The organism is Rossellomorea sp. NS-SX7 (assembly GCF_052828565.1).
In genome coordinates this window covers 2198622-2219670 of record NZ_CM128249.1, presented here as the reverse complement: position 1 = coordinate 2219670, position 21049 = coordinate 2198622, and the positions used below count along the sequence as shown (strand labels likewise).

Genomic DNA, 21049 nt, shown 5'->3' with positions numbered 1-21049 from the left:
ATCAGGTAATCCTAATCGTTTTGATTTTATATCGAAAGGAGAAGAAGATGAAAATAACGATACTTTCAGACACACATTTGCCAAAGAAGGGAAAGGGATTTCCGGACGAACTTATTAGTGATTTAAAAGTAAGTGAATATATTATTCATGCCGGTGATTTTCAGACTGTAGACACTTATAACCGATTGATGGAATTCGGGGAAATGACCGGTGTGGCAGGAAATGTCGATGATGAGGAATTAAAGGAAATTCTCCCTAAGAAAACAAAATTAGTATTGAATGGAATGAAGATAGGGATCGTTCATGGAGACGGCAGCGGCAAGACAACTGAAAAAAGAGCAGAGGAAGCATTTAATGCCGATCCGGTTGATCTAATCGTCTTCGGTCATTCTCATATTCCTTATTTACGGTACCACCAAGGTGTAGTATTATTCAACCCGGGTTCACCGACGGATAAGCGCAGGCAGCCGATGTATTCTCATGGTGTGCTTACCATTGAAGACGAATCCAAGTGGTCCATCCAGCATAAGTTTTACTCTTGAAAAAGGGTGGTAAATGGTCAGCATCCCCTTTTTACCACCTGATTAAAGTTAAATATTGTACCGATAATAATCCTGGCTGTATATCGTTTTAAAACCACTTTTTTCATAGAGTTTCAATGCATTGCTGTTCGTCGCTGCAACATCAAGGAATATATCCTTTGTCCATTTGGATTCCTCTCTGACAGTAAGCGAGAGTGCCTTTTGTCCGATTCCCTTACCTTGAAAAGAAGGGTCAACCGCAAATCCATAGATGAAGCTCTGTCCCTGCATGCGCTGTACCCGGATTTTCCCGACAGCTTTTCCGCCAACTTCGATCATCAAACTTCTTTGTCCGGTTTCCTTACTAATCTGCTTCATCCTGGATTCAGCATCAGAGTGGCTTGTACCGAAACATTCAATGTCTAATTTGATGCAAAAGGGAATATCCTCTTCCCTCATTTTTCTGATAACGATATTCTCAGGCAAGGATAGATGACTATTCGGATCCCATTTCATTTCATGCTCTGTGAAGTCATATGCTGCCCCAACAGAAGAAGCGAATTTTTTGCCAGATTGAGAAGTACCGGGGACATTGATGAGAAGGGAACTCGCATCCCTGTTTTTCAATGACTCCAGCGCTTCGCTGAATATTTGATAAAAGATTCCCCGTTTCCTGTTCAGGGGATGGACCATCCCGCACAATTCATATTGATTACCGAAACCGTAAAGAGCCAGATATCCGGCCAATTGATCCTCATCATAATAAAAATAATCATCTTTTAGAGACCCTCTATGAACAAGCATATCCCAATTCAATTTCAACTTTATCTCATCATGGTTTTCACAAATATCCTGGAGGGACTTGATTTCGTTAAGCTGGTTCTTATTTAACATGGTAACTCTCCTGTAAAAGATAGAATTTTCTTACTAATTTTATTTGATATCCATCTTTAAAACAACTGTTTCTTGAAAAACTCCATTAACACAGACAACTGACCATCAAAAAAGTCACGGAAAGATCCGTGACATTCTTACTCTATTCTTTTGTTTCTATACGCTGGATCACGTCATGAAGATCGTCAGGTTTTAAAAATTCCAAAGGTGAAAACCCTTTTTCGAACATCACGGATTCACTCTCGATCATAAGGATATATTTTCCGTTCACTTTTGCTAAATGAATGCTGTCACCAAAGTCGGAGAGAAGAGCTTTTACCGAAACGTGATCGAGCTTGACTTTCAATTCCACTTCTGGAGAATGCTCGACAATGTGAGAAGCAGCCTCTACAACCTCCTCAGTGGAGAACCGTTCCTGCAGCTCGCGCTTGGGGCTGATCGCCCATTCCTCCATTGCCTGTTCGAACTCTACCCGTTCGTCGCTTTCTTCCACATATGTTTCTTCGATATGTTCCTTTACCATCCCGTACACCTGGGACTTCACGATCTCGGGCATCGATTTCTCATATTCAACCCATTTAAGGAAGTCTTCAAAGTAGCGTGCATGGGATGCTTGATGGATTTTCAGTTCGGCTGAATCCATCATTCCTTCTTCCGGCATATAAGGATATTGAATCGATTTCATATTCTTGGTGGTGATGGCCATTTCGACATTGTGTATCAGGGTGGATGCATCTGTAATCCTAGCCACCTTTGGTTCGAAGTCGCATTTCATAATGAAGACAAACGGATCATCGAAGAATTTTGTCAATTTCGCAGTAGCAACTACTAAAGCTCCGCCGCGAATCGCACTCGTTTCAATATACATTTGAACAATTTGGTCACAAGCTTCCCTGAATGTCTCTTTATCTTCAGCAAATCTCGTTTTATGAAATAAATTGTAATTAGGATTTGACGTTAATTCATGACCCGGTTCTACGATAAATCGTCCAATTTTCGTAGGGGCTGATTCCGACTTGGCGTGACGATCGACCTTCCTCTTGACTATTTTAGTCAATTCTCCATCTAGAAATGTCTTCAGGTGACTTTCCTCATATTGATCGGAAGAAAGGGTTTGAAAGTGTTTATAATGTTTATCTGCATCTTCGCCTTTTCCATCTACTTGTATTAAATAAAAAGAAAGGTGTTGAATCGTAAAATCCATTTTTGTACTCCATTTCTTTGCGGATGATTTTCTCTCAGAGAATCCTTATATTTTTTCAGTATAAGAAAGCGATAATGGTTCGTCAATTCACTAATGAAACTTATCCTTTTGAGAGATACTAAATTTTATTGAAGTCCTTATCAGACAACAAGAACAATATAGAACTTCTTATACGATAATGGCAAAAAGAAAGTACGGGGGTGAATGTTTTGAGTAAGCAATCATTATGGGAATTGGTAAAGAAAGGGAATAAATCTTCGTTGTATGCGATGATAGGAAATACTGTACTTGCAGTTGCTAAAGGAGCTGCTTATATGGTCAGCGGAAGCGGTGCGATGTTTGCATCTGCTATGCATTCACTGGCAGACTCTGTAAATCAGGGATTTGTGTTCGTAGGAAGTGTTCTGTCCGAGAAAGAACCCACTGAAAAGTTTCCGACAGGTTTCGGCCGTGTCATCAATCTATTTTGTATGATTGCAGTGATTGTTGTATCCATCATGGCATATGAGACAATCAAAGAAGGTATTCACCTGATAAATCATCCGGCTGAGGTAAGGGGAATTCTGCTCAATCTATCAATTTTACTGCTGAATATCATTATAGATGGAGCAATCTTAGTGAAGGTGATGAAGGAAATAGGGGAGGAAGCCAGGGATATCAGGAAGGGCATGGGAATCATCCAAGGTGCAATCAAAAACGTGAAGAAAGCTTCCCCTCCCACGAGGCTCGTCTTCTATGAGGATGTCGTAGCAGTAAGTGGTGCTGTACTCGCTCTTATTGCGGTCCTCGTTTCATACTTCACAGCGTTTCAGCTGCTGGATGGAATCGTGACAATCATCATTGGGTTTCTGATGGTCGGTGTTGCCTTCAGAGTGGGATACGATAATATGGTTGGACTTATAGGAGTGGCTGCCCCAAAAGAGGTCGAAGACAAGGTTGCCGATATGATACTCGAACACGAAATGGTCATGGATATATTTAAAATGCGAATTATCCAGGAAGGGAGATACTATCATGTCGAAGCATATCTCGAGCTTAAAAAAGGCCTTCCTTTATCACAGGCGGACGACATTAAATTCGCAATCCAGGAAAAGTTGATTGCTGACCCTGATCTAACGGACGTTACACTTGGAATCATTGAAGACGATGGTGTCCAGGGATGGGAAAGAGATGATGGCACAATACATTAAAATGCGAAAACGGCAGTCATCTCATTGCCGTTTTTTTGCTGAATAAACATGAACCTTATCATTTTGTCCACATGCTTGTTCATATTATAATAAAGAAATAGTTGAATGGGGGTGTAGAAATGAACGGAGATGACATCATTCAAACAATAAAGGGACGTACCCCGAAGATCCTGGGCAGTGAAAAATTTAGCGAATATGCCATTCTAGTGCCTTTAATAGAAGTTGATAATGCAACACATATCTTGTTTGAGGTAAGATCGTATAATTTGCGGAGACAGCCGGGTGAAATTTGTTTTCCGGGTGGGAGAATCGATAGGACTGATAGGGATGCAAAGTCAGCAGCCATAAGGGAAACCTCTGAAGAATTGGGCATCCCTCAAAAACTGATCAGTGATATTCACCCCTTGGATTACCTGGTCTCTCCTTTTGGTACGATCATCTACCCGTTTGCAGGGAAAATCAATACAGGGATAAAGGACCTGAAACCGAACGGGGATGAAGTGGAAGAAGTGTTCACATCCCCATTGAAGGTACTTCAAAAAAAGGAACCGGAGTTATATGATATTAAATTTTCGGTGGAACCTGAAGAGAATTTTCCATATAAGAACATACCAGGTGGAGAAAACTATGACTTTCAGCCAAGGAATATGAAAGAACATTTTTATTATTATGAAGACAAAGTGATTTGGGGATTGACTGCCAGAATCCTTCATCATTTCATTGAGATCGTTTCAAACAAAAATAATTAATTTACTTTCTACAAAATGCAAATGGAAAAGACACATTCTTGTTATTTTCACTTTCTTCTGCAATGAAATTTGTCGGAGAAAGTATTTTTATTTGCCTTACTGTCGGTATTTGTTTGGTTTGTACTTGTTTAAATAGAGGTAAACAACATACAAATGAAAGAAATCAGATCAGGAGGGGAAGAAATGATCATTCGTGCAAAATCATGGAGAATGCTGAGTGTACAAGAAAAGATGTTTATTTTGAAAGCAGTCTGCAACAAAACCATTCATCCCGGCAAGAAGGCGGTGAAATAGTATCATTTTCTTGTACGGTAAGCAAACAACATACACAGAGAGGATTTTATTGTATTGCACGACATTAAGTGAGTACCCCTGCTAAAATTCTCTCTTTTCATGCTGGATAGATGCTGCAAATTAATTCCCCCTTAATTTACCCCCAACGCATAAATTTCCACTAATAAACCTTATCATATAGTTGTACTGTGATTTTAGTCCAATAAATGAAGTAAGAGCTTTCATCCTGTGATAAAATATATGGAGATGAATTTGACGGAGTAAACGGATGAGCAAAGGAAACCAGAAATAGCCAAGGAAGATCATGAAGAAAGGTTTAGAAGCAAAGGAAAAAGGTTGCATCAGTAGTGAAAAAATTCAAACACATCTTACAGACAAACATAGCAGGAGGATATACAATTGAAGGTAAAATCAACAATCATCGCACTTTTATTCATCATTTTATTGTCAGGCTGTAATCGAAATGCAGCCGAGATGATCACCGGTGGAAAAGTGATTATTAACAAAGTCGATCATACCATAACATTTCAAGGGGTTCTTTCAGATCGGACATTGGAGCCCGACACATCTTTCCAAGCCCGTTTCTTCCTTCAAGGCAGCACGATTAGAAATGCAGTCGGGACAGATTTAGTATATACCGATAAAGAATTGAAGAGTGATGGGGATTTAAAGAAATCTGAAGAATTTGAAGTTCAAACGACTCTCAAAATTAAACAGCCGGAAAAAATTGACGAGTTGATCCAAGTGATTAAAGACAAGGAAGAGAAAGCTGTTACCCTCGAAGTCGTTAACAAAAAAGGCAGGATAGATGATCAGGTATTACATAAGGTGGAAGAAAAGTAGAGCCATTCTAGGCTCTGCTTTTTATTTGTTATCTACGGTGCAGAGGTCTTTTTAATGCATATAAATCATCTTCCATGAGGAGCATTTTATCCATCAGGACCCTCTTAGAGTCCTCGACACCTTTATTATAAAGAAATGGACCGATTTCCCTCAAGAAGAAATCAAACCAATTTTCCGCTCCCAGGTCTCCAATTTCGTCGCCGGTTTGTTCATAATAAAAGGTTTGGATGCTCTGCATCATTTCATCTTTTTGTTCTTTTGGTATTTTTGTAAAAGCCATCTATTCAATCCTCCATTCGTACTTCCTATCATCTTAACATATGATGAGACCCATGGATGAACAGTTACGCTCAAAAAATTCTACTATGGTAAACTTACTATTTTCTACTATTTAATTTAATTATGCATGTATATATTCTGAATTTTCCGAATGATAAGCAGGATCTAAATGGAGGAAGGAAATGGATAACTTTTATCTAATTAGTATAGAAGAGTATATAAAGGGGGCATTACAATGGATCAAGATTCAATGTTTTTGATTAAGGAAAAATACGGTTTGCAAAAAGACTTTGCACTTCTCGTGTCGATGATGGATTACGCGAGGTTAACGACGATACAGGAAGTTGAAAATCTTTCAATGCAAGAATTGGACTACAGGGCTCACGACGAAGCGAACTCGATCGGGATGCTTTTGGCTCATTTTGATGCAGTGGAAAAGATTTATCAGGCACTGACTTTTTCTGATTTAAGTGATGAGGAGATAGACCGATATGCGGATAGCCTAGAACCTGCACTTAGCCTGGGGCAAGCAGCGGAAGTGATCAGAGGAAAGGAAGTCGGTGAGTATCTCGACAGATTGGACGCGACCAGAAGAAAAACGATAGACCATTTCAGGGAATTGCCTGAAGAATGGCTATATGAGGAAACCGATTGGTGGTATGGAAAAAAAGGAAATAACTTTTTCAAATGGTTTCATGTCTTTGAAGACGAAATTAATCATCGCGGTCAGATACGCATGATCAAAAAAATCTATTCTAAAGAAAAAGAAATGGAAAAAATAGATTAAACACAGTAGTTTGACCTATTTTTTTTCCTTTTCTTGAGTTTTAAAGAACAGTCTGTTATAGTATAAATAATTATTTTTGTTCGGTTAATTTACATGATAGAAGAACATTCGTCTTGAAGCTTAATCGACGCAAGAATATTAATATTTTTATGTGCGACTGCACTAGGAGGTACTTGTTTTATGCTACAAGGTAAAGTTAAATGGTTCAACGCAGAAAAAGGTTTCGGTTTCATCGAAGTTGAAGGTCAAGACGATGTTTTTGTTCACTTCTCTGCTATCCAAGGTGAAGGTTACAAATCACTAGAAGAAGGACAAGACGTTACATTTGAAATCGTTGAAGGTGCTCGTGGACCACAAGCAGCTAACGTTCAAAAGTAATTAAATAGTATAACTTCAGACAGAGTGCGATTTTACGTACTCTGTTTTTTTGATATACCATCCTCAAGTTTACATAATTATATTATATATAACTTTCCCTGTTCTTTACATTCTTACCATTGGGGTGATGGATATTGTGGAGCTATTTTAAAAAATTTTTTATCTTTGCAGGGGTTTTTGTAGGTACAAGCATCATATTGAGCATCATTACAGGATTGATCCTTACTTATCTATACAAAGATGGTGGATTTGCCGGTCATCCAATGATAAGTACATTGATCAATGTCATAGCAGCTGCAATGGCCGTGCTGATAACTTATAAACCATTTACTAAAAAGGTGAAGCAAAATGACAGTATAAAATAGTCTTTGACATATAAAGAAAGAGACCGGTCTTATCCGGTCTCTTTCTTCATTAAGTATACAGCGTTTGAATTATATGTCTATTACTTATTGTTTTGGTTTTGTTGCTGTTGAGCAGCTTTACGAGCTTTCTGAGCAGCGTTTTGCTCTTGAGCGAATTCTGCTTCATTTTTTTGTTGTTGTGGCTTTTGTTTGTTGTTTGTCATGGTTATCACCTCCGTCCTACATTAAGATGCCCGGATGAGAGGAAAATATACCATTCATTTAATTTTTTTCTATTCAATTAATCGTTGAAAGAAGCGGGTTGTGAGTTGAATGAATCCACAAATGATGGAGACTATCTACCATCGGCTTTACATTTTCTCCTTATATTTCGGAGACTGTCACCATATCTCATCCGCCCACTCCGGATGATCTACAAAAGGATTTCTATTCCCTTGATAACGTTCGAAAATGATTTGATTTCTCCTTAATTCAAAAGCATCCACAGGATCTTCTTTATGCCACTCCAATAATACCTCCAATTTCCCATGAAGGGGTTTTGTGTTGTTTTCAACTTCATTGTTCAGCTCAAGGTCCAGTTCACCGCTGTCTCCTTCATAGCGTACATCCATGTAGAAGAGCATGCGGGCCACATCACCCTTGACAGAATCCCTGGGTTCCCAGGAATCTTTGTCATAGAAAGTCTCTGGAGCTTCAGGGTGTGGGGCGCCGCCATTATCAAAATCCAGATTGCTTCTGGAAGAATTGACCGTTACATCCGTTGGTCGAAGGTGATGAAGGTCAGTCCCGGGTCCCTGAGATGTGCCAAAATCTCCGTGCGACTTGGCCCATACATGTTCGCGGTTCCAGTCATCCACATTTCCGCCATTTTGCGTTTTTGACTGGGAACGCCCTGTATAGAAAAGGATGACTCGAGAAGGGTCCTCCGGGTCCTCATCTGTGATTTTTAAAGCTTCCCAAACCGCTCTGTAAGTAAGTTCATGGTGGTCATCAATGATGTCATGAAGCGTGCGTCTTAAATCCTGTCCCGTTTTTCCATCTGCTTGACGGTAATATTCTTCTAGTTCAGGGGGAAAGGGTTGATCAGGTACCTCGATGGGATCGTGTTCTCTGGTTAATGTAAAATCGTCTGGAGCTTTCAGCCCAGGATGTGAAAAATAGTTGGTCAATGTCCCTGATATTGAGAGTTTCTTTCCGAAAAGGGAGGGGTTGCTCTTAAGACCGAAAGTATGCCGGAATCCGGAAGGTACTTGTACGTAAAGAATATTATTGACATCTGTCTCATTTGCTGAGTCGGCAATTCCCATTGCATAATCACTCGGAAAATCATTCGTCATGATCTTCGTTTCCGAGATGGGCTGACCGACGACATAGCCGGTGACCGTCTCGTTGGTTCCATCTTGTTTGTCTAAGGCTTCACTTACGGACAATTGCTCTCCGGGAATATCATCTTCGGTAGTTTGTGAAACCATATCGGACCCGTTCCCATTAAAATCACTGCAGCCTGTCAGCAGCAACGTAATGAAGAATAGTACCCGTACTTGATAAAATCGACGGTTTGACATCCAATAAACCTCCTTTTATATCGATCGCCGCTGAACGTACTATTCATATAAATGATTGTCCCTTGTCCTATGAAAGGGAAGAGGAATAGTAACAGCCAAGGCAGTCAACGATGCCTTTTTATTAAGCGTACAATAAGAAGGAGAGGGGGTGGAGAGATTTTCGATTCAAATATAAAAGTTGATACAATCTGCCCATAAACCTGAATAGTCAGATGCTACTAAGACAAAGGTTTAATAGAGAAGGGGTTGGGGTATTACTAAGTTTGTGATAGTATGTTAAACCTGACGAAAAGAGAAAGAAGTAAGAAAGGGGAAGTGTTTTTGAAGAAGTTTACACCTATGTTTTGGATATCCATCACGATTGGTATCATATTCGTACTTTGGGGTGTGATATTCCCGGATAACTTGATTTCTGTCATGTCCAATATCCAAGGGATCCTCCTCGATAAATTCGGATGGTTTTATCAGTTCTCCGCCACGTTCTTTTTTGTGGTTGCAATATTCTTCGCGTTCAGTAAATACGGGAAGATCAAGCTCGGCAAGGACGATGATAAACCTGAGTATTCAACACCGACATGGTTTGCCATGTTATTCAGTGCAGGAATGGGAATCGGACTCTTATTCTATGGTGTATCAGAGCCTGTCTCACATTATGCGAAACCGCCATTCGGAGAAGGGAATACGATCGAATCCGCTCAAATCGGCCTTCGTTATACATATCTTCACTGGGGCTTCCATGCCTGGGCCATTTACGCCGTCGTCGCATTGGCACTAGCTTACTATAAGTTCAGGAAGGACATGCCCGGTCTCATGAGTGCGACACTTTACCCTGTCATCGGTAAAAGAATCAATGGACCGATTGGTTATACCGTCGATATCATTGCTGTTTTCGCCACGATATTCGGGGTTGCGATTTCGCTTGGGATCGGAGCTCAGCAAATCAACAGCGGCCTGAATTACCTTCTTGATATACCGATCAGCTTCAGCGTACAGCTGATCATCATCGGCATCGCCACTGTTCTGTTCATCACATCTGCAGCAACAGGTCTTTCAAAAGGGATCAAGTATCTGAGTAATGCCAATATGGTTCTTGCTGTCATTCTGTTCTTTGGTTTCTTATTATTGGGACCTGCACAATTCACACTTGAATTATTCCTGACAACGTTCGGAAGCTATGTTCAGAAACTTCCAAGCATGGGGTTGAGATTCTCCCCGTTCATCAAGGAAGATAATCAATGGGTGAAGGATTGGACCATCTTCTATTGGGCATGGTGGATTTCCTGGACCCCATTTGTAGGAACCTTCATAGCAAGGGTATCAAGGGGACGGACAGTCAGGGAATTCATCGTTGCCGTCATCATCGTGCCGACGGTCGTTTGTGCTTTGTGGTTCGGTGTCTTCGGAGGGACCGGCCTGTATTTTGATGTCGTGAAAGGAATGGATGTAGCCGGGCAAAGTCTCGAAACGGCTTTATTCTATGTCTACGATCTGATGCCGCTCAGCGGTGTTTTATCCGTCATTTCGCTATTTCTTATCATTACATTCTTTGTTACGTCTGCAGATTCAGCCACCTTTGTACTTGGTATGCAGACTTCGAATGGAAATCTCAATCCCCCATTCTTTGTAAAGTTCAGCTGGGGAATCATCCTGGCTGCGATTGCTGCCATCCTGATGGGGTCCGGAGGTTACAGTGGACTGCAGGCTGCGACAATCATAACTGCTCTACCACTGGGAGTGGTTCTCTTGGTGATGACCTACGGTATGGTCATTTCATTCCAGAAGGATCTCAAAGACTCGAAAAAAACATAATGGGAAAATTCCTGATAGTCCCCGGGTTACAAACCCCGGGGGCTTTTTTTATGGTAAAATAATCCTTATAATAAATTTTGAAAGGTAGTGATGATTGATGAAACAAATCATCGTAATGGGAGGGGGAGGCTTCTCGATGGAGCCTGATAATCTCCTGCTCGATCAATATATTCTCGACCAGTCGGATAAAAAATCCCCGGAGATTTGTTTCCTGCCAACAGCAAGCGGGGATGCAGAAGGCTATATAGAACGTTTCTACAAAGCGTTTTCCACTCTTTCCTGCAAGCCGTCGCATTTATCTCTGTTCAAGCTTCCGACAAGAGATCTTGAAAGCTACATCCTAGAGAAGGACATCATTTATGTAGGCGGTGGAAATACGAAAAGCATGCTTGCGCTCTGGAGGGAATGGGGAGTGGATCAAATATTGGAAAAAGCATGGAATAACGGTACGATCCTTTCAGGATTAAGCGCTGGATCGATTTGCTGGTTTGAAGAAGGAGTGACAGATTCTTATGGTGAGGGGCTCGAAGTCATTGAGGGACTGGGATTCCTAGAAGGAAGTCACAGTCCTCATTATGACGGGGAGATTGAACGCAGACCGGCATATCAGAGTTTGATAGAAGCAGGCAGGCTTAAAGGCGGCTATGGTGTGGATGATGGTGCCGCGCTTCATTTCCATGGGAAGGAATTGATCAATGCAGTCAGTTCTCGTCCAAATGCCAACGCATTTTCTGTACAGCATACAGGAAACATCATAGAGAAGAAAATTACCATTAGGTATCTCGGAAGCTGAAAAAAAGTTACAACCAAATGGTTGTAACTTTTTTCTATTCCCGTCTCAATTCATCGAAGCCGGAACGTCGGAGCTTAATAAACTTAATCAAATTCAAAACAATCGTTTTCGCCACAGCATAGGTAGGAATCGCAAGAATCATTCCCAATATTCCTGCTAAGTTCCCTGCGACAAGCAATAGAATGATGATTGTAGCTGGGTGTGTATCCAGTCTCTTTCCAAGTATGAGAGGAGAAAGGACGTTTCCTTCGATTTGCTGTGCGATTGTGATGACTACAATGACAAGAATCGCTTTAGTCGGTGAATCAAACAGAGCGACAATTACTGCAGGAGCAGCACCCAGGAATGGTCCGATATAAGGAATGATATTCGTAACGGCACCGATCAAAGCCATGACAAGTGCAAAAGGAAGTCCGATGATCAAATAACCGATAAAAGTAAGCGTTCCTACAAATAAAGCGACAAGTAATTGACCTTGAATATAGGCAGCAAGTGTTTCGTTGGTATCCTTTAACGTCTTTAACCCTTCTTCACGATAAGAAGGAGGTAAAAACTTGGAAATGGCCTTTGGAAGTTTATGGCCATCCTTGAACATGAAAAATAATAAGAAAGGAACAGTCACAATCGTTATGGCAATGCTGGTAAGGATACTGAAAAAGCCTTTAATCCCTGCAGTGATATTGTCAGGAAGGGTATTGGCGAAATCAGCGAGCTGTTTCTCGATATCTTTAATCGATACATAATCCTGATTCATCATCCATTTAAATTGTTCCGTTTGGGAAAGATATTCGATAAAATCACGGGTCTGTTTTACATACTCGGGCAATTCATTGATTAAACCCGTCACCTGCCTTGAAATGATCGGGGCGATATTCCCGATAATCAATGCCAGGAGGCCGATGATTAAAGCATACAGGACAATGATGGCTAATGTCCTTGGAAGCCTTGCCTTCTCAAGCAAATTGACGAGGGGGTTCAATAAGAAATAAAGAAAGCCCGAAATGATAATCGGGAAAAACAATGTTGAAAAAAGGACGCCTATAGGTTGAAATAAAAAGGAAATCTTCGTTCCTACATAAATGATCGTCAAGATGATGAGGACTTGCAGACTCCATGTGTAAAATTTCTTCCTGTTCAATCGTTTCACCTCTGAATCTGTTTAATATGAAGGATCTGAAAAGTACGTATGTGAAATTATGTAAGTAATCTGCACATTCCATTTGCTGGATTTAGAATGTTTCCATTAAGTATAACAAAATGGTGGGATAAACTACTACTAATATCTTTTCAAGGAAAGGAACGAAACACAATCATGGACAGGGTATTAAGCGAACTGCTGAAAATTGAAGAACAGCACGATGTGAAAATCCTTTATGCCGTGGAGGGAGGGAGCAGAGCCTGGGGATATGAATCCGACAGCAGCGACTATGACATCAGGTTTATCTATGTACATCCCCTGCGTCATTATCTTTCTCTTCTGAATAAAAAAGATGTCATAGAAAATAAGATCTTTCATCGAATGGAGTTTGTGGGCTGGGATTTAAAGAAAGCGTTGTCACTCCTTCATAAATCAAACCCCTCTATACTGGAGTGGTTAACTAAAGAAAACGTTTATGTAGAGCATCATGCAGTGGGGAAAATCAGGAATCTGACCACTAAGGGATTTTCACCGTATAGAGTACTTAATCACTATGTGAGGATGGCAAAGAAAAATAGTATTCATGTGACAGGGGACACTGTGAACACTGTAAAAAGCTATTTGAATGTGATCAGACCGTTTCTTTCGAGCCTTTGGTTGATTAGCTACCAGACAGTCCCCCCAAACGACATCTTTATCATGTTGAAAACATTACACCTCAATAAAGCCGTTAAAGAAGATATTGAAACATTACTGAATGTAAAAATGCAAGGGACGGGTAGAATTGATCACAGACGGTTCAAATCATTGATAGAACAGATCAATCTGGAACTCATAACGATCGAGGAACAAGTGAATATACACTTCAGTGAAACTCCTTGTGATATGGAAGAATTCAATGATGTATTCCTCTATATACTTGAACTTATTTGGAATGTGAAGGGATTACGTTGATTAAGTATGTATCCGGCTAGTGTGCATAACTAAGATTGACATGGAGAACCTAACAAGAAACAAGCTAATTGAAGGTGTTGTGATGAGTGGATTTGAACGAAAGAATAAAAGAAAAATAAAACAGCTGATTACAGAAGAGGTGCATTCGAACAGACTTGAAGAGAAAATTATAGAAATTAAACAGGGACTTTATGATACACAGGATTTCAAAATAAGAGAACTAAGTTTCAATGGAAAGTCATTGTGCATCTTGTTCGTAGATTCCGTCATTGATAATAAAAATCTGCAAACCTACGTCATCAAACCCATCAATGAAAATAGCAGCGGAGAGCTGAAAAATGTAATAAGCGCAAATGCAATTATCGAAACACAAAGCATGGATGAAGTGTTAAGCGCAATGGTGGACGGGCATTGTCTGATATTGACCGAAGAATCGGAAGACATGTACCTGGTGTGCATGCCCAAAGTTGATGAAAATCTGAATGAACCTCTCAATGAAAAGGTTATCAGGGGATCACACCAAGGGTTCCAAGAAAGTATCACGAAAAATATTCACTACATTAGAGAGCGGATATCAAATCCCCGAGTGACGGTAAAATACGCGACTGTCGGTGAAACGACTAAAACGAAATACGCGTTAGTTTATGTATCAGAGCTTACGGATCCCGATTTACTATCAACCATTGAGAATCGTATTAGCTATATTGAAGCAGATTCGATCCAATCTCCGGGTTATTTCGAGGAGTATTTAGAAGATGATTCTTTTTCTCCGTTCCCTCAATTTTTAAACACGGAACGGCCTGACCGCGTCGCTGCAAATTTAATGGAAGGCAGAGTGGCATTGGTCATGGAGGGCAGTCCGACGGTCATGATTTTTCCGGTTACATTTTTCAGCTTTTTACAAACAACGGAAGATTATAATAACCGTGCGTTTATCAGTTCCTTCTTTCGACTAGTCAGGTTATTCAGCTTCATCATAGCGCTATGTCTGCCGGCTGTCTATATTGCGGTCATTTCTTTTAATTATGAAGTCATTCCGATCGAAATCATTTTTACCATTAAAAGTTCACTTGAATATGTTCCATTTCCTCCCCTCATTGAAGCGATGATCATGCAGCTGACACTTGAGTTGCTTAGGGAAGCATCGATCAGACTGCCTAATCCGATCGCTCAGACCATCGGTGTAGTCGGAGGTCTTGTCATCGGAACTGCCGTAGTGGAAGCGAATCTAGTTTCTAACACCATGGTCATTGTGGTTGCAATCACAGCCATTTCGTCCTTTGTCATCCCTTCAAATGAACTGAGCACATCTCTTAGAATATTAGGGTTTCCGCTAATGCTGATGGCAGCTCTCTTTGGATTTTTCGGCATCGTGATCGGACTGATGATGATCTTCATTCATATTTCGAAATTGAAGTCACTTGGACATTACTACTTGTATCCTATCGCTCCTTTGGATATCAGCAGATTAAAAGATACGCTCATCAGGTTGCCAATTTGGCTCATAAAGACGAGACCGGGCGACTTGAATGCCCGATACAAATGGAGGACATCATCAACCTCAAGAGGATGGAAACAAGATGAAAAAGCAGATTGATCTTACATCACTTCAATTGACCATTTTCATTATTCAAACACAAATCGGCGTAGGGGTCCTGGGACTCCCATTTAACGTGTTCTCTGTCTCCAAAGGGGATGCTTGGATATCTGTATTGGCTGCAGGAGCAGGAGTACAGCTCATCATAACATTATTGTGGCTATTGGGGCGCAGGTTTCCCTCAAAATCCATTTTTGAATATTCTAAACTGTTACTGGGTAAATTCGCAGGGACTCTCATTAGTATAGGTTACCTCATTTATGGCGTGCTTGTGACTTGTATCATACTGATGTATTCGACTTCCATCATTAAAACCTGGTCACTGATTCATACTCCTAAATGGGTCTTAATGCTCATGTTGGTCCTTCCTGCACTTTATTTAGGAAAAGAAAAGGTAATGGCAATCAGCAACGTCTATGTTGTAGTGACTGTCCTCATCATTTTGTTAATGGTCGTTTCAATCATCGTGCTGTTCATCTATCCAGTTGATTGGCGATACCTGTTCCCCATAGGAGCATCAGGAGGAATGACCATTTTGAAAGGAGCTAAGGAAGCGTATTTTTCAATGCTTGGTTTTGAACTCTTATTAATTTTGTACCCTTACTTCAACCACAATGGTGAACGGGCGATACTGAAAGCTGTCACCACTGCAAATCTATCAGTGACGCTGGTATATGCTTTTTTAACAATCGCCAGTATAGTCACTTTCAGCCCGGAAGAGTTAAAAATCGTTCCCCAGCCTGTTTTATATTATGTGAAATCCCTGTACTTGCAAGTGATTGAAAGGGTCGACTTGTTGTTTTCATCGTTTTGGGTCGTGAACGTCATTACATCCTTGACCAGTTATCTGTTTCTTTGTACTGAAAGCTGCAGCCATTTATTTAAAAAATTCAAGAAGCTTAAAAGAGGTTATTGTGCTGTGTTTTGGGGGATGTTTGCATATTTTATTGCACTCATACCGGGAAAGACTGAAGAAATGGATGTTATTAATAACTGGGTGCTCACCTTATCGTATATTTTTGTGCTGGCAATCCCGATTCTCTTACTGATTATGTCATTTATCTCCAAGAAAAAGGAGAGTGAAAAGCTTGAAGAAAAAGCATAAAGCAGTTGTGACATTAGTTTTAATTCATCTTTTATTGACTGGCTGCTGGGATCAAAGATTGTTAAAAGATTCGAGGCTTGTTTATTCTTCAGCATTTGATTTAGAAGATGGCGATAAGATCTTGACTACGGCCATCATACGGGATTTTCAGGGACAAACCCCTACCAATGTAGAAATACAGGATACAGGTAAAACCCTTCGGGAAACAAGACTGAAAATGGACCGTAAGATTAATGGAAGTTTCGAGCCATCGAAGAACAGGGTTTTCATCCTTGGGGAAGATCTTGCCCAAAAAGATATTTATCAGTTTTTAGATGTGTTTTACAGAGATCCAACCAGCTCCATTTCATCCAAAATCGCTGTCGCTGAGGGAAGAGCCGCGGACATTCTCTCTACGCTTGGTCAGAAAAACACGCTGATTTCTGAATATCTCGCTGAACAAATCAAAAGTTCAGAAGAGGGGACAGAAGTAGATATACACAATCTTCAAACGATATGTACGGTGATGTTCGATGAAGGAAAAGACTTTATGATTCCGTTATTATCAATGGAAGATGGTGAGGTAGAGATAGAGGGTAATGCTCTTTTCCACAAACATTCCATGACAGGGGAGTTAAGCGTATCCCAATCATCTTTATTCCTTATTCTTTCTGACAATAAAGCGAAAAAAGCAAGATTCGTTACAAAAGTGGATACTAATAATAAAACACCGCTGGATGATTACATTGCCTATAATATCGTAAATCCAAAATCCAAAATGAAAATAGTCTCTGATTCCCCGCATAACATCAAGGTAGAGATCAGTCTGAAAGCCGGCATCACAATCAGCGAATATCCTGCAGATAAACTAACCGATAAAAAAAACATTGAGAAAATCAATCAAAAAATTGAAAAAGATTTATTAAAACGTTCCAAGAAGCTGATGGAAACAATCCAAACAGCCAACTCAGATTTATTTGGAATCGGAAGAGAGCTGATCGCATTTCATCCGAAAACATGGGAAAAGATCAATTGGGAAGAAGACTACCCAGAGATCACAATCACCCCGAAGATTGAAACTGAGATTGTCGGTCATGGAATCATTAATTAAAGTGTCCAGCGGAAACTGGACACTTTTTATGATACAGTCTTAAGACCAATAATGCTGATGATAATCAGACCGATAAAAAATATTCTCGAGGGATGTTTTTCCTCTTTGAAAAACAACATTCCGATCAGAACCGCCCCTGCAGAACCGATACCTGTCCATATTCCATATCCTGTTGATACAGGAATATCCAAAAGGGAAAGTGAAAGTAAATAAAAGCTCAATGCGCCTGCAGAAAAACTGATGATAGAAGGAGCCACTTTTTTAAATCCATCTGAAAGTTTCATGAACGTCACCATGACGACTTCGGATAAACCGGCAGCAATCAATATTACCCAGGCCATTCTTCAGTCCTCCTTTGATCTTTTTTTTCATTGTCACTCATTTTTAGTCCGATCACCCCGATGAGAAGAAGGGTGATGAATCCAACCTTCAGGATGCTGACTCCCTCATGAAGAAAGGTCATCCCGACCATGGCTGTCCCAGCCGCACCTATCCCTGTAAACACAGCATATGCAGTGCCGATTGGCAGCAGCCTCATCGAATTTGAAAAGAAATAAAAGCTGATTACGATTAAACATGCAGTAATGATACTGTGCAGAGGTTTTGTAAACCCTTTTGATAATGATAGACCGGTTGCCCAGCCAATTTCAATCAGTCCACCTATAATGACATAAACCCAACCCATACATCATTCTCCTTTATCTTCAAAAATCCCTAAAGTATATACTCTCCAAACAGCATTCATCCGTTGTTGGAAGATATCTTCACTGTAGTAATGGTGCTCCAGGAATATTCCATCAACCAGACATAAGAATGAAGCAACAAAGTCATTCTTGTCGACTTCTCTCAAGGCAGCCATATCAACAGCATCCTCGTAAATGCCAGATAATATGGAAGTTATCGCCTCTTCAAACTGAAAGAACTTTTCCTCGATCATATCCTTAAATTGAAGAGGAGGAAAAAAGGTTACCCGTTTCCATAGTAATGCTTCTTCAGTAGTCATCAAGCGGCTGCAATACAAATCGAATAATAGTCTTAAATTGGCTTTTGGACACCCTTTTTTCATTTGCTGCTGAAGGTGTTGATAAGCTGTTGTTTCAGTGATGAGCAAATCTTCCAATACAGCAGAAAATATATCTTCTTTATTGTCAAAATGATTGTAAATTGATGGTTTTTTAATGCCAACCAAGCTTGCGATTTCGTGAAGGGAAGTGTCTTCATAACCTTTTTCACCAAACAAATGTAAAGCTGCTTGTTTGATTCTATTTTTGTTATTCTGTTTCATAGCATGAACGCCTCCGAATCTAAACTAACTACCGTTCGTTAGTTAAATTCTAACTTCTTTTTTCGTTAAATGCAACCGAAAAATGATTGTCATTATTTAGTTTGACAATTCATATAATGGCTCTGTTGATTTCAAACAGAGAGGCCGGGAACACATGAAGAAAGCAAAAGTGAAAATTGCGGTATTATGTCTTACGCTGGTTTGTTTAGTCTTACTGCTAATTTACAAAGGGTTCATTGCATCAAAGGATGAGAGGTGGATGACGGTTGAAGAAAAGTATTATCCCCGTCAAACGCCTGGATTTCTTACAGGGATCATGTCGGGTGAAGAAATCAAAAGAGAAGGTTCAGGTTGTGCTATTAAATTCAACATCAACCATAAGACTGCCATTTACAGGATTGATTGTGAAAGGTATGCAGATTACCGAATTGGTGAGGAGGTAAATGTTACAGTCAATAATGATAAAATAGTGAAAATCAGAAGAAAGTAATCTTTCTTTTTCTTTACATTTCCAATATCCCAGGAAAAACGCTAGTATGGATTTATACTTTTTTTAGGATTATGAGAGTGTGAAAGGGGAATAGGATAGTGACAAATAGAGACCTTGTCCAATATTTCGTCGTAAATCGTGAATTGAACATGTCAAAAGGTAAGACAGCTGCACAAGTGGCACACGCAGCAACCCTAAGCACCATTGAAATGGCTTCGACCAATACTTCATTTAAAGAAAGACAATCTGAATTTGTTGAATGGCTGCAAACCGGCATGAAAAAAATCATTCTGAAAGGAAAACAAGTTGATCTTGAGAAACTTGAAAGAAACGGATTCTTCAGTATCCGGGATAGTGGATTAACCGAGATTCAAAAAGATTCACTGACGGTAATAGCATTGCCGCCAATGGATAAGTGGGAAGCAAAAGAGTTCGTCGGGCACCTTTCATTGTTAAAGGACTAAACTTATTGTTAGAAGGAGTGTTGTCATTTGTTTTCTAAAATAGATACAATACATATTTCAGTCACTGATTTAGAACGTGCCCGTTTGTGGTATAAGACGGTGCTTGAACTCGAGGAATTGTTTCATACCGGGTACTATATTGTGTTTAAGGTAGGATCCGGAGAAGCCTCCATCACCATTCAAGAGGGGGAAGTCCGTTCTTCATCAACAAAGACCATCTTGTTTTCCGATGCGTTAGAAGAAACAAGATTAAAGCTGCTCGATCGGAAAGTGAAGGCAGGGGACATACGAACTGACGACGGGGTTACGTATTTTGAATTCAAGGATTTGGACGGTAATCCATTTGAGGTATGTCATTTTTTAGCAATGTAAGCAGGGGCGCAATTTTCTGATTTAATTCCATTTAGATGTGAAAATGGATGATTTTTCTATATAATGTAAATATGGAGGTGAAGGGTTATGGAACAAGGTATGGCAATGGAAGGGATTGGTGTATTCTTTGGCCTTTTTAGCATTCTGTATATCGGGATCGCTTTATTTATTACAGTATTGTCAATTGTGTTCATCTTTAAAGCGATGAGTTTTATGAAACATAAAACAGAGAGTGACCGCAAGCTGATTCAAGCCATCGAAAGACTGGAACCGAGTTATAAGACGAACAGCACAGATTCATTTGAAAATGAAATACGTTGATTGAGATAACCCAATGAAGCATTTATGCTTCTTGGGTTATGTTATTTTATGTGTGTTATCAGAAAGGATGTATTTGGATGGGGTACATAGAGGAAATAAGAAAACTGGTGGGGACCCGGCCACTCATCCTTCCGGGCGCAGTTGTCATCATACTCGATGACAGTAAAAATGTACTTTTGCAGCAGAGGCGATATCCAAGCGGTAAATGGGGACTGCCTGGAGGTTTGATGGAGTTGGCGGAATCTACTGAAGAAACTGCACGTAGAGAAGTAAAAGAGGAAACGAATTTACAATTAGGGGAACTCCATTTATTAAATGTATATTCAGGAAAAGATCAGTACATAAAGGCCGAAAACGGTGATGAATTTTATGTTGTTGCCACCGCCTACTTCACAAATGAATACCACGGTGAAATGAAAGCTGAACAATCAGAATCCATCAAACTCGAATTTCACCCCTTAGGGAACCTCCCATCCAATATGGTAGGGAGTCATAGAGAAATGGTACAAGATTATACAAAAAAATACAGCACAAACGAACATAAATAAAAAAATTTCAACAG

General features: G+C 40.0%; 27 protein-coding genes. 18 read left to right on the top strand and 9 right to left on the bottom strand.

Features of this window, described 5'->3' with window-relative positions; all coding sequences use genetic code 11:
• The first annotated feature begins 47 nt into the window (after positions 1-47).
• A complete protein-coding gene (locus ACUXV2_RS11050) occupies positions 48-542 on the top strand; it encodes a metallophosphoesterase family protein (RefSeq protein ID WP_446243266.1) in 495 nt (164 codons plus the stop codon).
• 48 nt (positions 543-590) lie between these two features.
• Here ACUXV2_RS11050 and ACUXV2_RS11045 read toward each other — a convergent pair whose 3' ends face one another.
• Both ACUXV2_RS11045 and ACUXV2_RS11040 read right to left on the bottom strand, forming a co-directional pair.
• Entirely contained in the window at positions 591-1415 is an 825-nt protein-coding gene (locus ACUXV2_RS11045) for a GNAT family N-acetyltransferase (protein WP_446243265.1), read from the bottom strand.
• A gap of 142 nt (positions 1416-1557) precedes the next feature.
• A complete protein-coding gene (locus ACUXV2_RS11040; protein ID WP_446243264.1) occupies positions 1558-2619 on the bottom strand; it encodes a DUF3900 domain-containing protein in 1062 nt (353 codons plus the stop codon).
• Between the two features lie 200 nt (positions 2620-2819).
• Between ACUXV2_RS11040 and ACUXV2_RS11035 the strand changes: the two genes are divergently transcribed.
• From ACUXV2_RS11035 to ACUXV2_RS11025, 3 genes are all read left to right on the top strand, one after another.
• A complete protein-coding gene (locus tag ACUXV2_RS11035; protein ID WP_446243263.1) occupies positions 2820-3809 on the top strand; it encodes a cation diffusion facilitator family transporter in 990 nt (329 codons plus the stop codon).
• Between the two features lie 119 nt (positions 3810-3928).
• Complete coding sequence (locus ACUXV2_RS11030) at positions 3929-4558, top strand: NUDIX hydrolase (RefSeq protein WP_446243262.1); 630 nt, start codon at positions 3929-3931, stop codon at positions 4556-4558.
• 693 nt (positions 4559-5251) lie between these two features.
• Positions 5252-5695, top strand: coding sequence for a hypothetical protein (locus ACUXV2_RS11025; protein ID WP_446243261.1), 444 nt, complete (start codon positions 5252-5254; stop codon positions 5693-5695).
• Positions 5696-5723: 28 nt separating this feature from the next.
• Here the strand turns inward: ACUXV2_RS11025 and ACUXV2_RS11020 are convergent, their stop codons facing one another.
• Positions 5724-5975, bottom strand: a complete 252-nt coding sequence (locus ACUXV2_RS11020; RefSeq protein WP_446243260.1) for a DUF2164 domain-containing protein — start codon at positions 5973-5975, stop codon at positions 5724-5726.
• Positions 5976-6209: 234 nt separating this feature from the next.
• On the opposite strand from ACUXV2_RS11020, the gene ACUXV2_RS11015 reads away from it, so the two are divergent.
• The 3 genes from ACUXV2_RS11015 to ACUXV2_RS11005 all read left to right on the top strand — a co-directional run bounded on the left by ACUXV2_RS11015 (position 6210) and on the right by ACUXV2_RS11005 (position 7504).
• Entirely contained in the window at positions 6210-6761 is a 552-nt protein-coding gene (locus tag ACUXV2_RS11015) for a DinB family protein (protein WP_446243259.1), read from the top strand.
• A 180-nt stretch (positions 6762-6941) separates the two neighbouring features.
• Positions 6942-7139 (top strand): cold-shock protein CspD, encoded by a 198-nt coding sequence (gene cspD / locus ACUXV2_RS11010; protein WP_032088076.1) that lies wholly within the window; start codon positions 6942-6944, stop codon positions 7137-7139.
• A gap of 134 nt (positions 7140-7273) precedes the next feature.
• Positions 7274-7504, top strand: a complete 231-nt coding sequence (locus tag ACUXV2_RS11005) for a hypothetical protein (RefSeq protein WP_446243258.1) — start codon at positions 7274-7276, stop codon at positions 7502-7504.
• Between the two features lie 80 nt (positions 7505-7584).
• Here the strand turns inward: ACUXV2_RS11005 and ACUXV2_RS11000 are convergent, their stop codons facing one another.
• Together ACUXV2_RS11000 and ACUXV2_RS10995 are read right to left on the bottom strand one after the other, a co-directional pair.
• Positions 7585-7707: a hypothetical protein gene (locus tag ACUXV2_RS11000; RefSeq protein WP_446243257.1), complete on the bottom strand. Its 123-nt coding sequence runs from the start codon at positions 7705-7707 to the stop codon at positions 7585-7587.
• Positions 7708-7884: 177 nt separating this feature from the next.
• Positions 7885-8976 (bottom strand): endonuclease, encoded by a 1092-nt coding sequence (locus ACUXV2_RS10995; RefSeq protein ID WP_446247051.1) that lies wholly within the window; start codon positions 8974-8976, stop codon positions 7885-7887.
• Positions 8977-9390: 414 nt separating this feature from the next.
• Here ACUXV2_RS10995 and ACUXV2_RS10990 point away from each other — a divergent pair, with 414 nt between their 5' ends.
• Together ACUXV2_RS10990 and ACUXV2_RS10985 are read left to right on the top strand one after the other, a co-directional pair.
• Entirely contained in the window at positions 9391-10878 is a 1488-nt protein-coding gene (locus ACUXV2_RS10990; protein WP_446243256.1) for a glycine betaine uptake BCCT transporter, read from the top strand.
• Positions 10879-10975: 97 nt separating this feature from the next.
• Positions 10976-11671 carry a Type 1 glutamine amidotransferase-like domain-containing protein gene (locus ACUXV2_RS10985; protein WP_446243255.1) on the top strand — a complete coding sequence of 232 codons (696 nt, stop codon included), beginning with the start codon at positions 10976-10978 and terminating at the stop codon, positions 11669-11671.
• A 34-nt stretch (positions 11672-11705) separates the two neighbouring features.
• On the opposite strand, the gene ACUXV2_RS10980 is transcribed toward ACUXV2_RS10985, so the two are convergent.
• Positions 11706-12809, bottom strand: coding sequence for an AI-2E family transporter (locus ACUXV2_RS10980; RefSeq protein ID WP_446243254.1), 1104 nt, complete (start codon positions 12807-12809; stop codon positions 11706-11708).
• Positions 12810-12983: 174 nt separating this feature from the next.
• Between ACUXV2_RS10980 and ACUXV2_RS10975 the strand changes: the two genes are divergently transcribed.
• From ACUXV2_RS10975 to ACUXV2_RS10960, 4 genes are all read left to right on the top strand, one after another.
• Complete coding sequence (locus ACUXV2_RS10975; protein WP_446243253.1) at positions 12984-13763, top strand: nucleotidyltransferase domain-containing protein; 780 nt, start codon at positions 12984-12986, stop codon at positions 13761-13763.
• 82 nt (positions 13764-13845) lie between these two features.
• The gene (locus tag ACUXV2_RS10970) at positions 13846-15360 is read left to right on the top strand and encodes a spore germination protein (protein WP_446243252.1); all 1515 of its coding nucleotides are present in this window, start codon (positions 13846-13848) and stop codon (positions 15358-15360) included.
• Positions 15344-16465, top strand: coding sequence for a GerAB/ArcD/ProY family transporter (locus ACUXV2_RS10965; protein WP_446243251.1), 1122 nt, complete (start codon positions 15344-15346; stop codon positions 16463-16465). The genes ACUXV2_RS10970 and ACUXV2_RS10965 overlap by 17 nt, the downstream gene beginning before the upstream one ends.
• Positions 16449-17555 carry a Ger(x)C family spore germination protein gene (locus tag ACUXV2_RS10960; protein WP_446243250.1) on the top strand — a complete coding sequence of 369 codons (1107 nt, stop codon included), beginning with the start codon at positions 16449-16451 and terminating at the stop codon, positions 17553-17555. The genes ACUXV2_RS10965 and ACUXV2_RS10960 overlap by 17 nt, the downstream gene beginning before the upstream one ends.
• A 26-nt stretch (positions 17556-17581) precedes the next feature.
• On the opposite strand, the gene ACUXV2_RS10955 is transcribed toward ACUXV2_RS10960, so the two are convergent.
• Genes ACUXV2_RS10955 through ACUXV2_RS10945 form a run of 3 tightly spaced genes read right to left on the bottom strand, consistent with a single transcriptional unit; the run spans position 17582 to position 18840 of the window.
• Positions 17582-17896, bottom strand: coding sequence for a DMT family transporter (locus ACUXV2_RS10955; RefSeq protein ID WP_446243249.1), 315 nt, complete (start codon positions 17894-17896; stop codon positions 17582-17584).
• A complete protein-coding gene (locus tag ACUXV2_RS10950; RefSeq protein WP_446243248.1) occupies positions 17884-18240 on the bottom strand; it encodes a DMT family transporter in 357 nt (118 codons plus the stop codon). The genes ACUXV2_RS10955 and ACUXV2_RS10950 overlap by 13 nt, the downstream gene beginning before the upstream one ends.
• Positions 18241-18243: 3 nt before the next feature.
• Positions 18244-18840 (bottom strand): TetR/AcrR family transcriptional regulator, encoded by a 597-nt coding sequence (locus tag ACUXV2_RS10945; RefSeq protein ID WP_446243247.1) that lies wholly within the window; start codon positions 18838-18840, stop codon positions 18244-18246.
• Positions 18841-18994: 154 nt separating this feature from the next.
• Here ACUXV2_RS10945 and ACUXV2_RS10940 point away from each other — a divergent pair, with 154 nt between their 5' ends.
• The 5 genes from ACUXV2_RS10940 to ACUXV2_RS10920 all read left to right on the top strand — a co-directional run bounded on the left by ACUXV2_RS10940 (position 18995) and on the right by ACUXV2_RS10920 (position 21035).
• Positions 18995-19330 (top strand): hypothetical protein, encoded by a 336-nt coding sequence (locus ACUXV2_RS10940; RefSeq protein WP_446243246.1) that lies wholly within the window; start codon positions 18995-18997, stop codon positions 19328-19330.
• 98 nt (positions 19331-19428) lie between these two features.
• Positions 19429-19794, top strand: a complete 366-nt coding sequence (locus tag ACUXV2_RS10935; protein WP_446243245.1) for an aminoacyl-tRNA hydrolase — start codon at positions 19429-19431, stop codon at positions 19792-19794.
• 27 nt (positions 19795-19821) lie between these two features.
• The gene (locus tag ACUXV2_RS10930; RefSeq protein WP_446243244.1) at positions 19822-20166 is read left to right on the top strand and encodes a VOC family protein; all 345 of its coding nucleotides are present in this window, start codon (positions 19822-19824) and stop codon (positions 20164-20166) included.
• 87 nt (positions 20167-20253) lie between these two features.
• Positions 20254-20487, top strand: a complete 234-nt coding sequence (locus ACUXV2_RS10925; RefSeq protein WP_446243243.1) for a hypothetical protein — start codon at positions 20254-20256, stop codon at positions 20485-20487.
• 77 nt (positions 20488-20564) lie between these two features.
• Positions 20565-21035: an NUDIX hydrolase gene (locus ACUXV2_RS10920; RefSeq protein WP_446243242.1), complete on the top strand. Its 471-nt coding sequence runs from the start codon at positions 20565-20567 to the stop codon at positions 21033-21035.
• The last annotated feature ends 14 nt before the right edge of the window (positions 21036-21049 follow it).

Bases quoted from the DNA above. Each gene is read 5' to 3' on its own strand.
- ACUXV2_RS11050 (WP_446243266.1), top strand. From the start codon at position 48: ATGAAAATAACGATACTTTCAGACACACATTTGCCAAAGAAGGGAAAG.
- ACUXV2_RS11045 (WP_446243265.1), bottom strand. From the start codon at position 1,415: ATGTTAAATAAGAACCAGCTTAACGAAATCAAGTCCCTCCAGGATATT.
- ACUXV2_RS11040 (WP_446243264.1), bottom strand. From the start codon at position 2,619: ATGGATTTTACGATTCAACACCTTTCTTTTTATTTAATACAAGTAGAT.
- ACUXV2_RS11030 (WP_446243262.1), top strand. From the start codon at position 3,929: ATGAACGGAGATGACATCATTCAAACAATAAAGGGACGTACCCCGAAG.
- ACUXV2_RS11020 (WP_446243260.1), bottom strand. From the start codon at position 5,975: ATGGCTTTTACAAAAATACCAAAAGAACAAAAAGATGAAATGATGCAG.
- ACUXV2_RS11015 (WP_446243259.1), top strand. From the start codon at position 6,210: ATGGATCAAGATTCAATGTTTTTGATTAAGGAAAAATACGGTTTGCAA.
- cspD (WP_032088076.1), top strand. From the start codon at position 6,942: ATGCTACAAGGTAAAGTTAAATGGTTCAACGCAGAAAAAGGTTTCGGT.
- ACUXV2_RS11000 (WP_446243257.1), bottom strand. From the start codon at position 7,707: ATGACAAACAACAAACAAAAGCCACAACAACAAAAAAATGAAGCAGAA.
- ACUXV2_RS10995 (WP_446247051.1), bottom strand. From the start codon at position 8,976: ATGGTTTCACAAACTACCGAAGATGATATTCCCGGAGAGCAATTGTCC.
- ACUXV2_RS10985 (WP_446243255.1), top strand. From the start codon at position 10,976: ATGAAACAAATCATCGTAATGGGAGGGGGAGGCTTCTCGATGGAGCCT.
- ACUXV2_RS10975 (WP_446243253.1), top strand. From the start codon at position 12,984: ATGGACAGGGTATTAAGCGAACTGCTGAAAATTGAAGAACAGCACGAT.
- ACUXV2_RS10970 (WP_446243252.1), top strand. From the start codon at position 13,846: ATGAGTGGATTTGAACGAAAGAATAAAAGAAAAATAAAACAGCTGATT.
- ACUXV2_RS10965 (WP_446243251.1), top strand. From the start codon at position 15,344: ATGAAAAAGCAGATTGATCTTACATCACTTCAATTGACCATTTTCATT.
- ACUXV2_RS10955 (WP_446243249.1), bottom strand. From the start codon at position 17,896: ATGGCCTGGGTAATATTGATTGCTGCCGGTTTATCCGAAGTCGTCATG.
- ACUXV2_RS10950 (WP_446243248.1), bottom strand. From the start codon at position 18,240: ATGGGTTGGGTTTATGTCATTATAGGTGGACTGATTGAAATTGGCTGG.
- ACUXV2_RS10945 (WP_446243247.1), bottom strand. From the start codon at position 18,840: ATGAAACAGAATAACAAAAATAGAATCAAACAAGCAGCTTTACATTTG.
- ACUXV2_RS10940 (WP_446243246.1), top strand. From the start codon at position 18,995: ATGAAGAAAGCAAAAGTGAAAATTGCGGTATTATGTCTTACGCTGGTT.
- ACUXV2_RS10925 (WP_446243243.1), top strand. From the start codon at position 20,254: ATGGAACAAGGTATGGCAATGGAAGGGATTGGTGTATTCTTTGGCCTT.
- ACUXV2_RS10920 (WP_446243242.1), top strand. From the start codon at position 20,565: ATGGGGTACATAGAGGAAATAAGAAAACTGGTGGGGACCCGGCCACTC.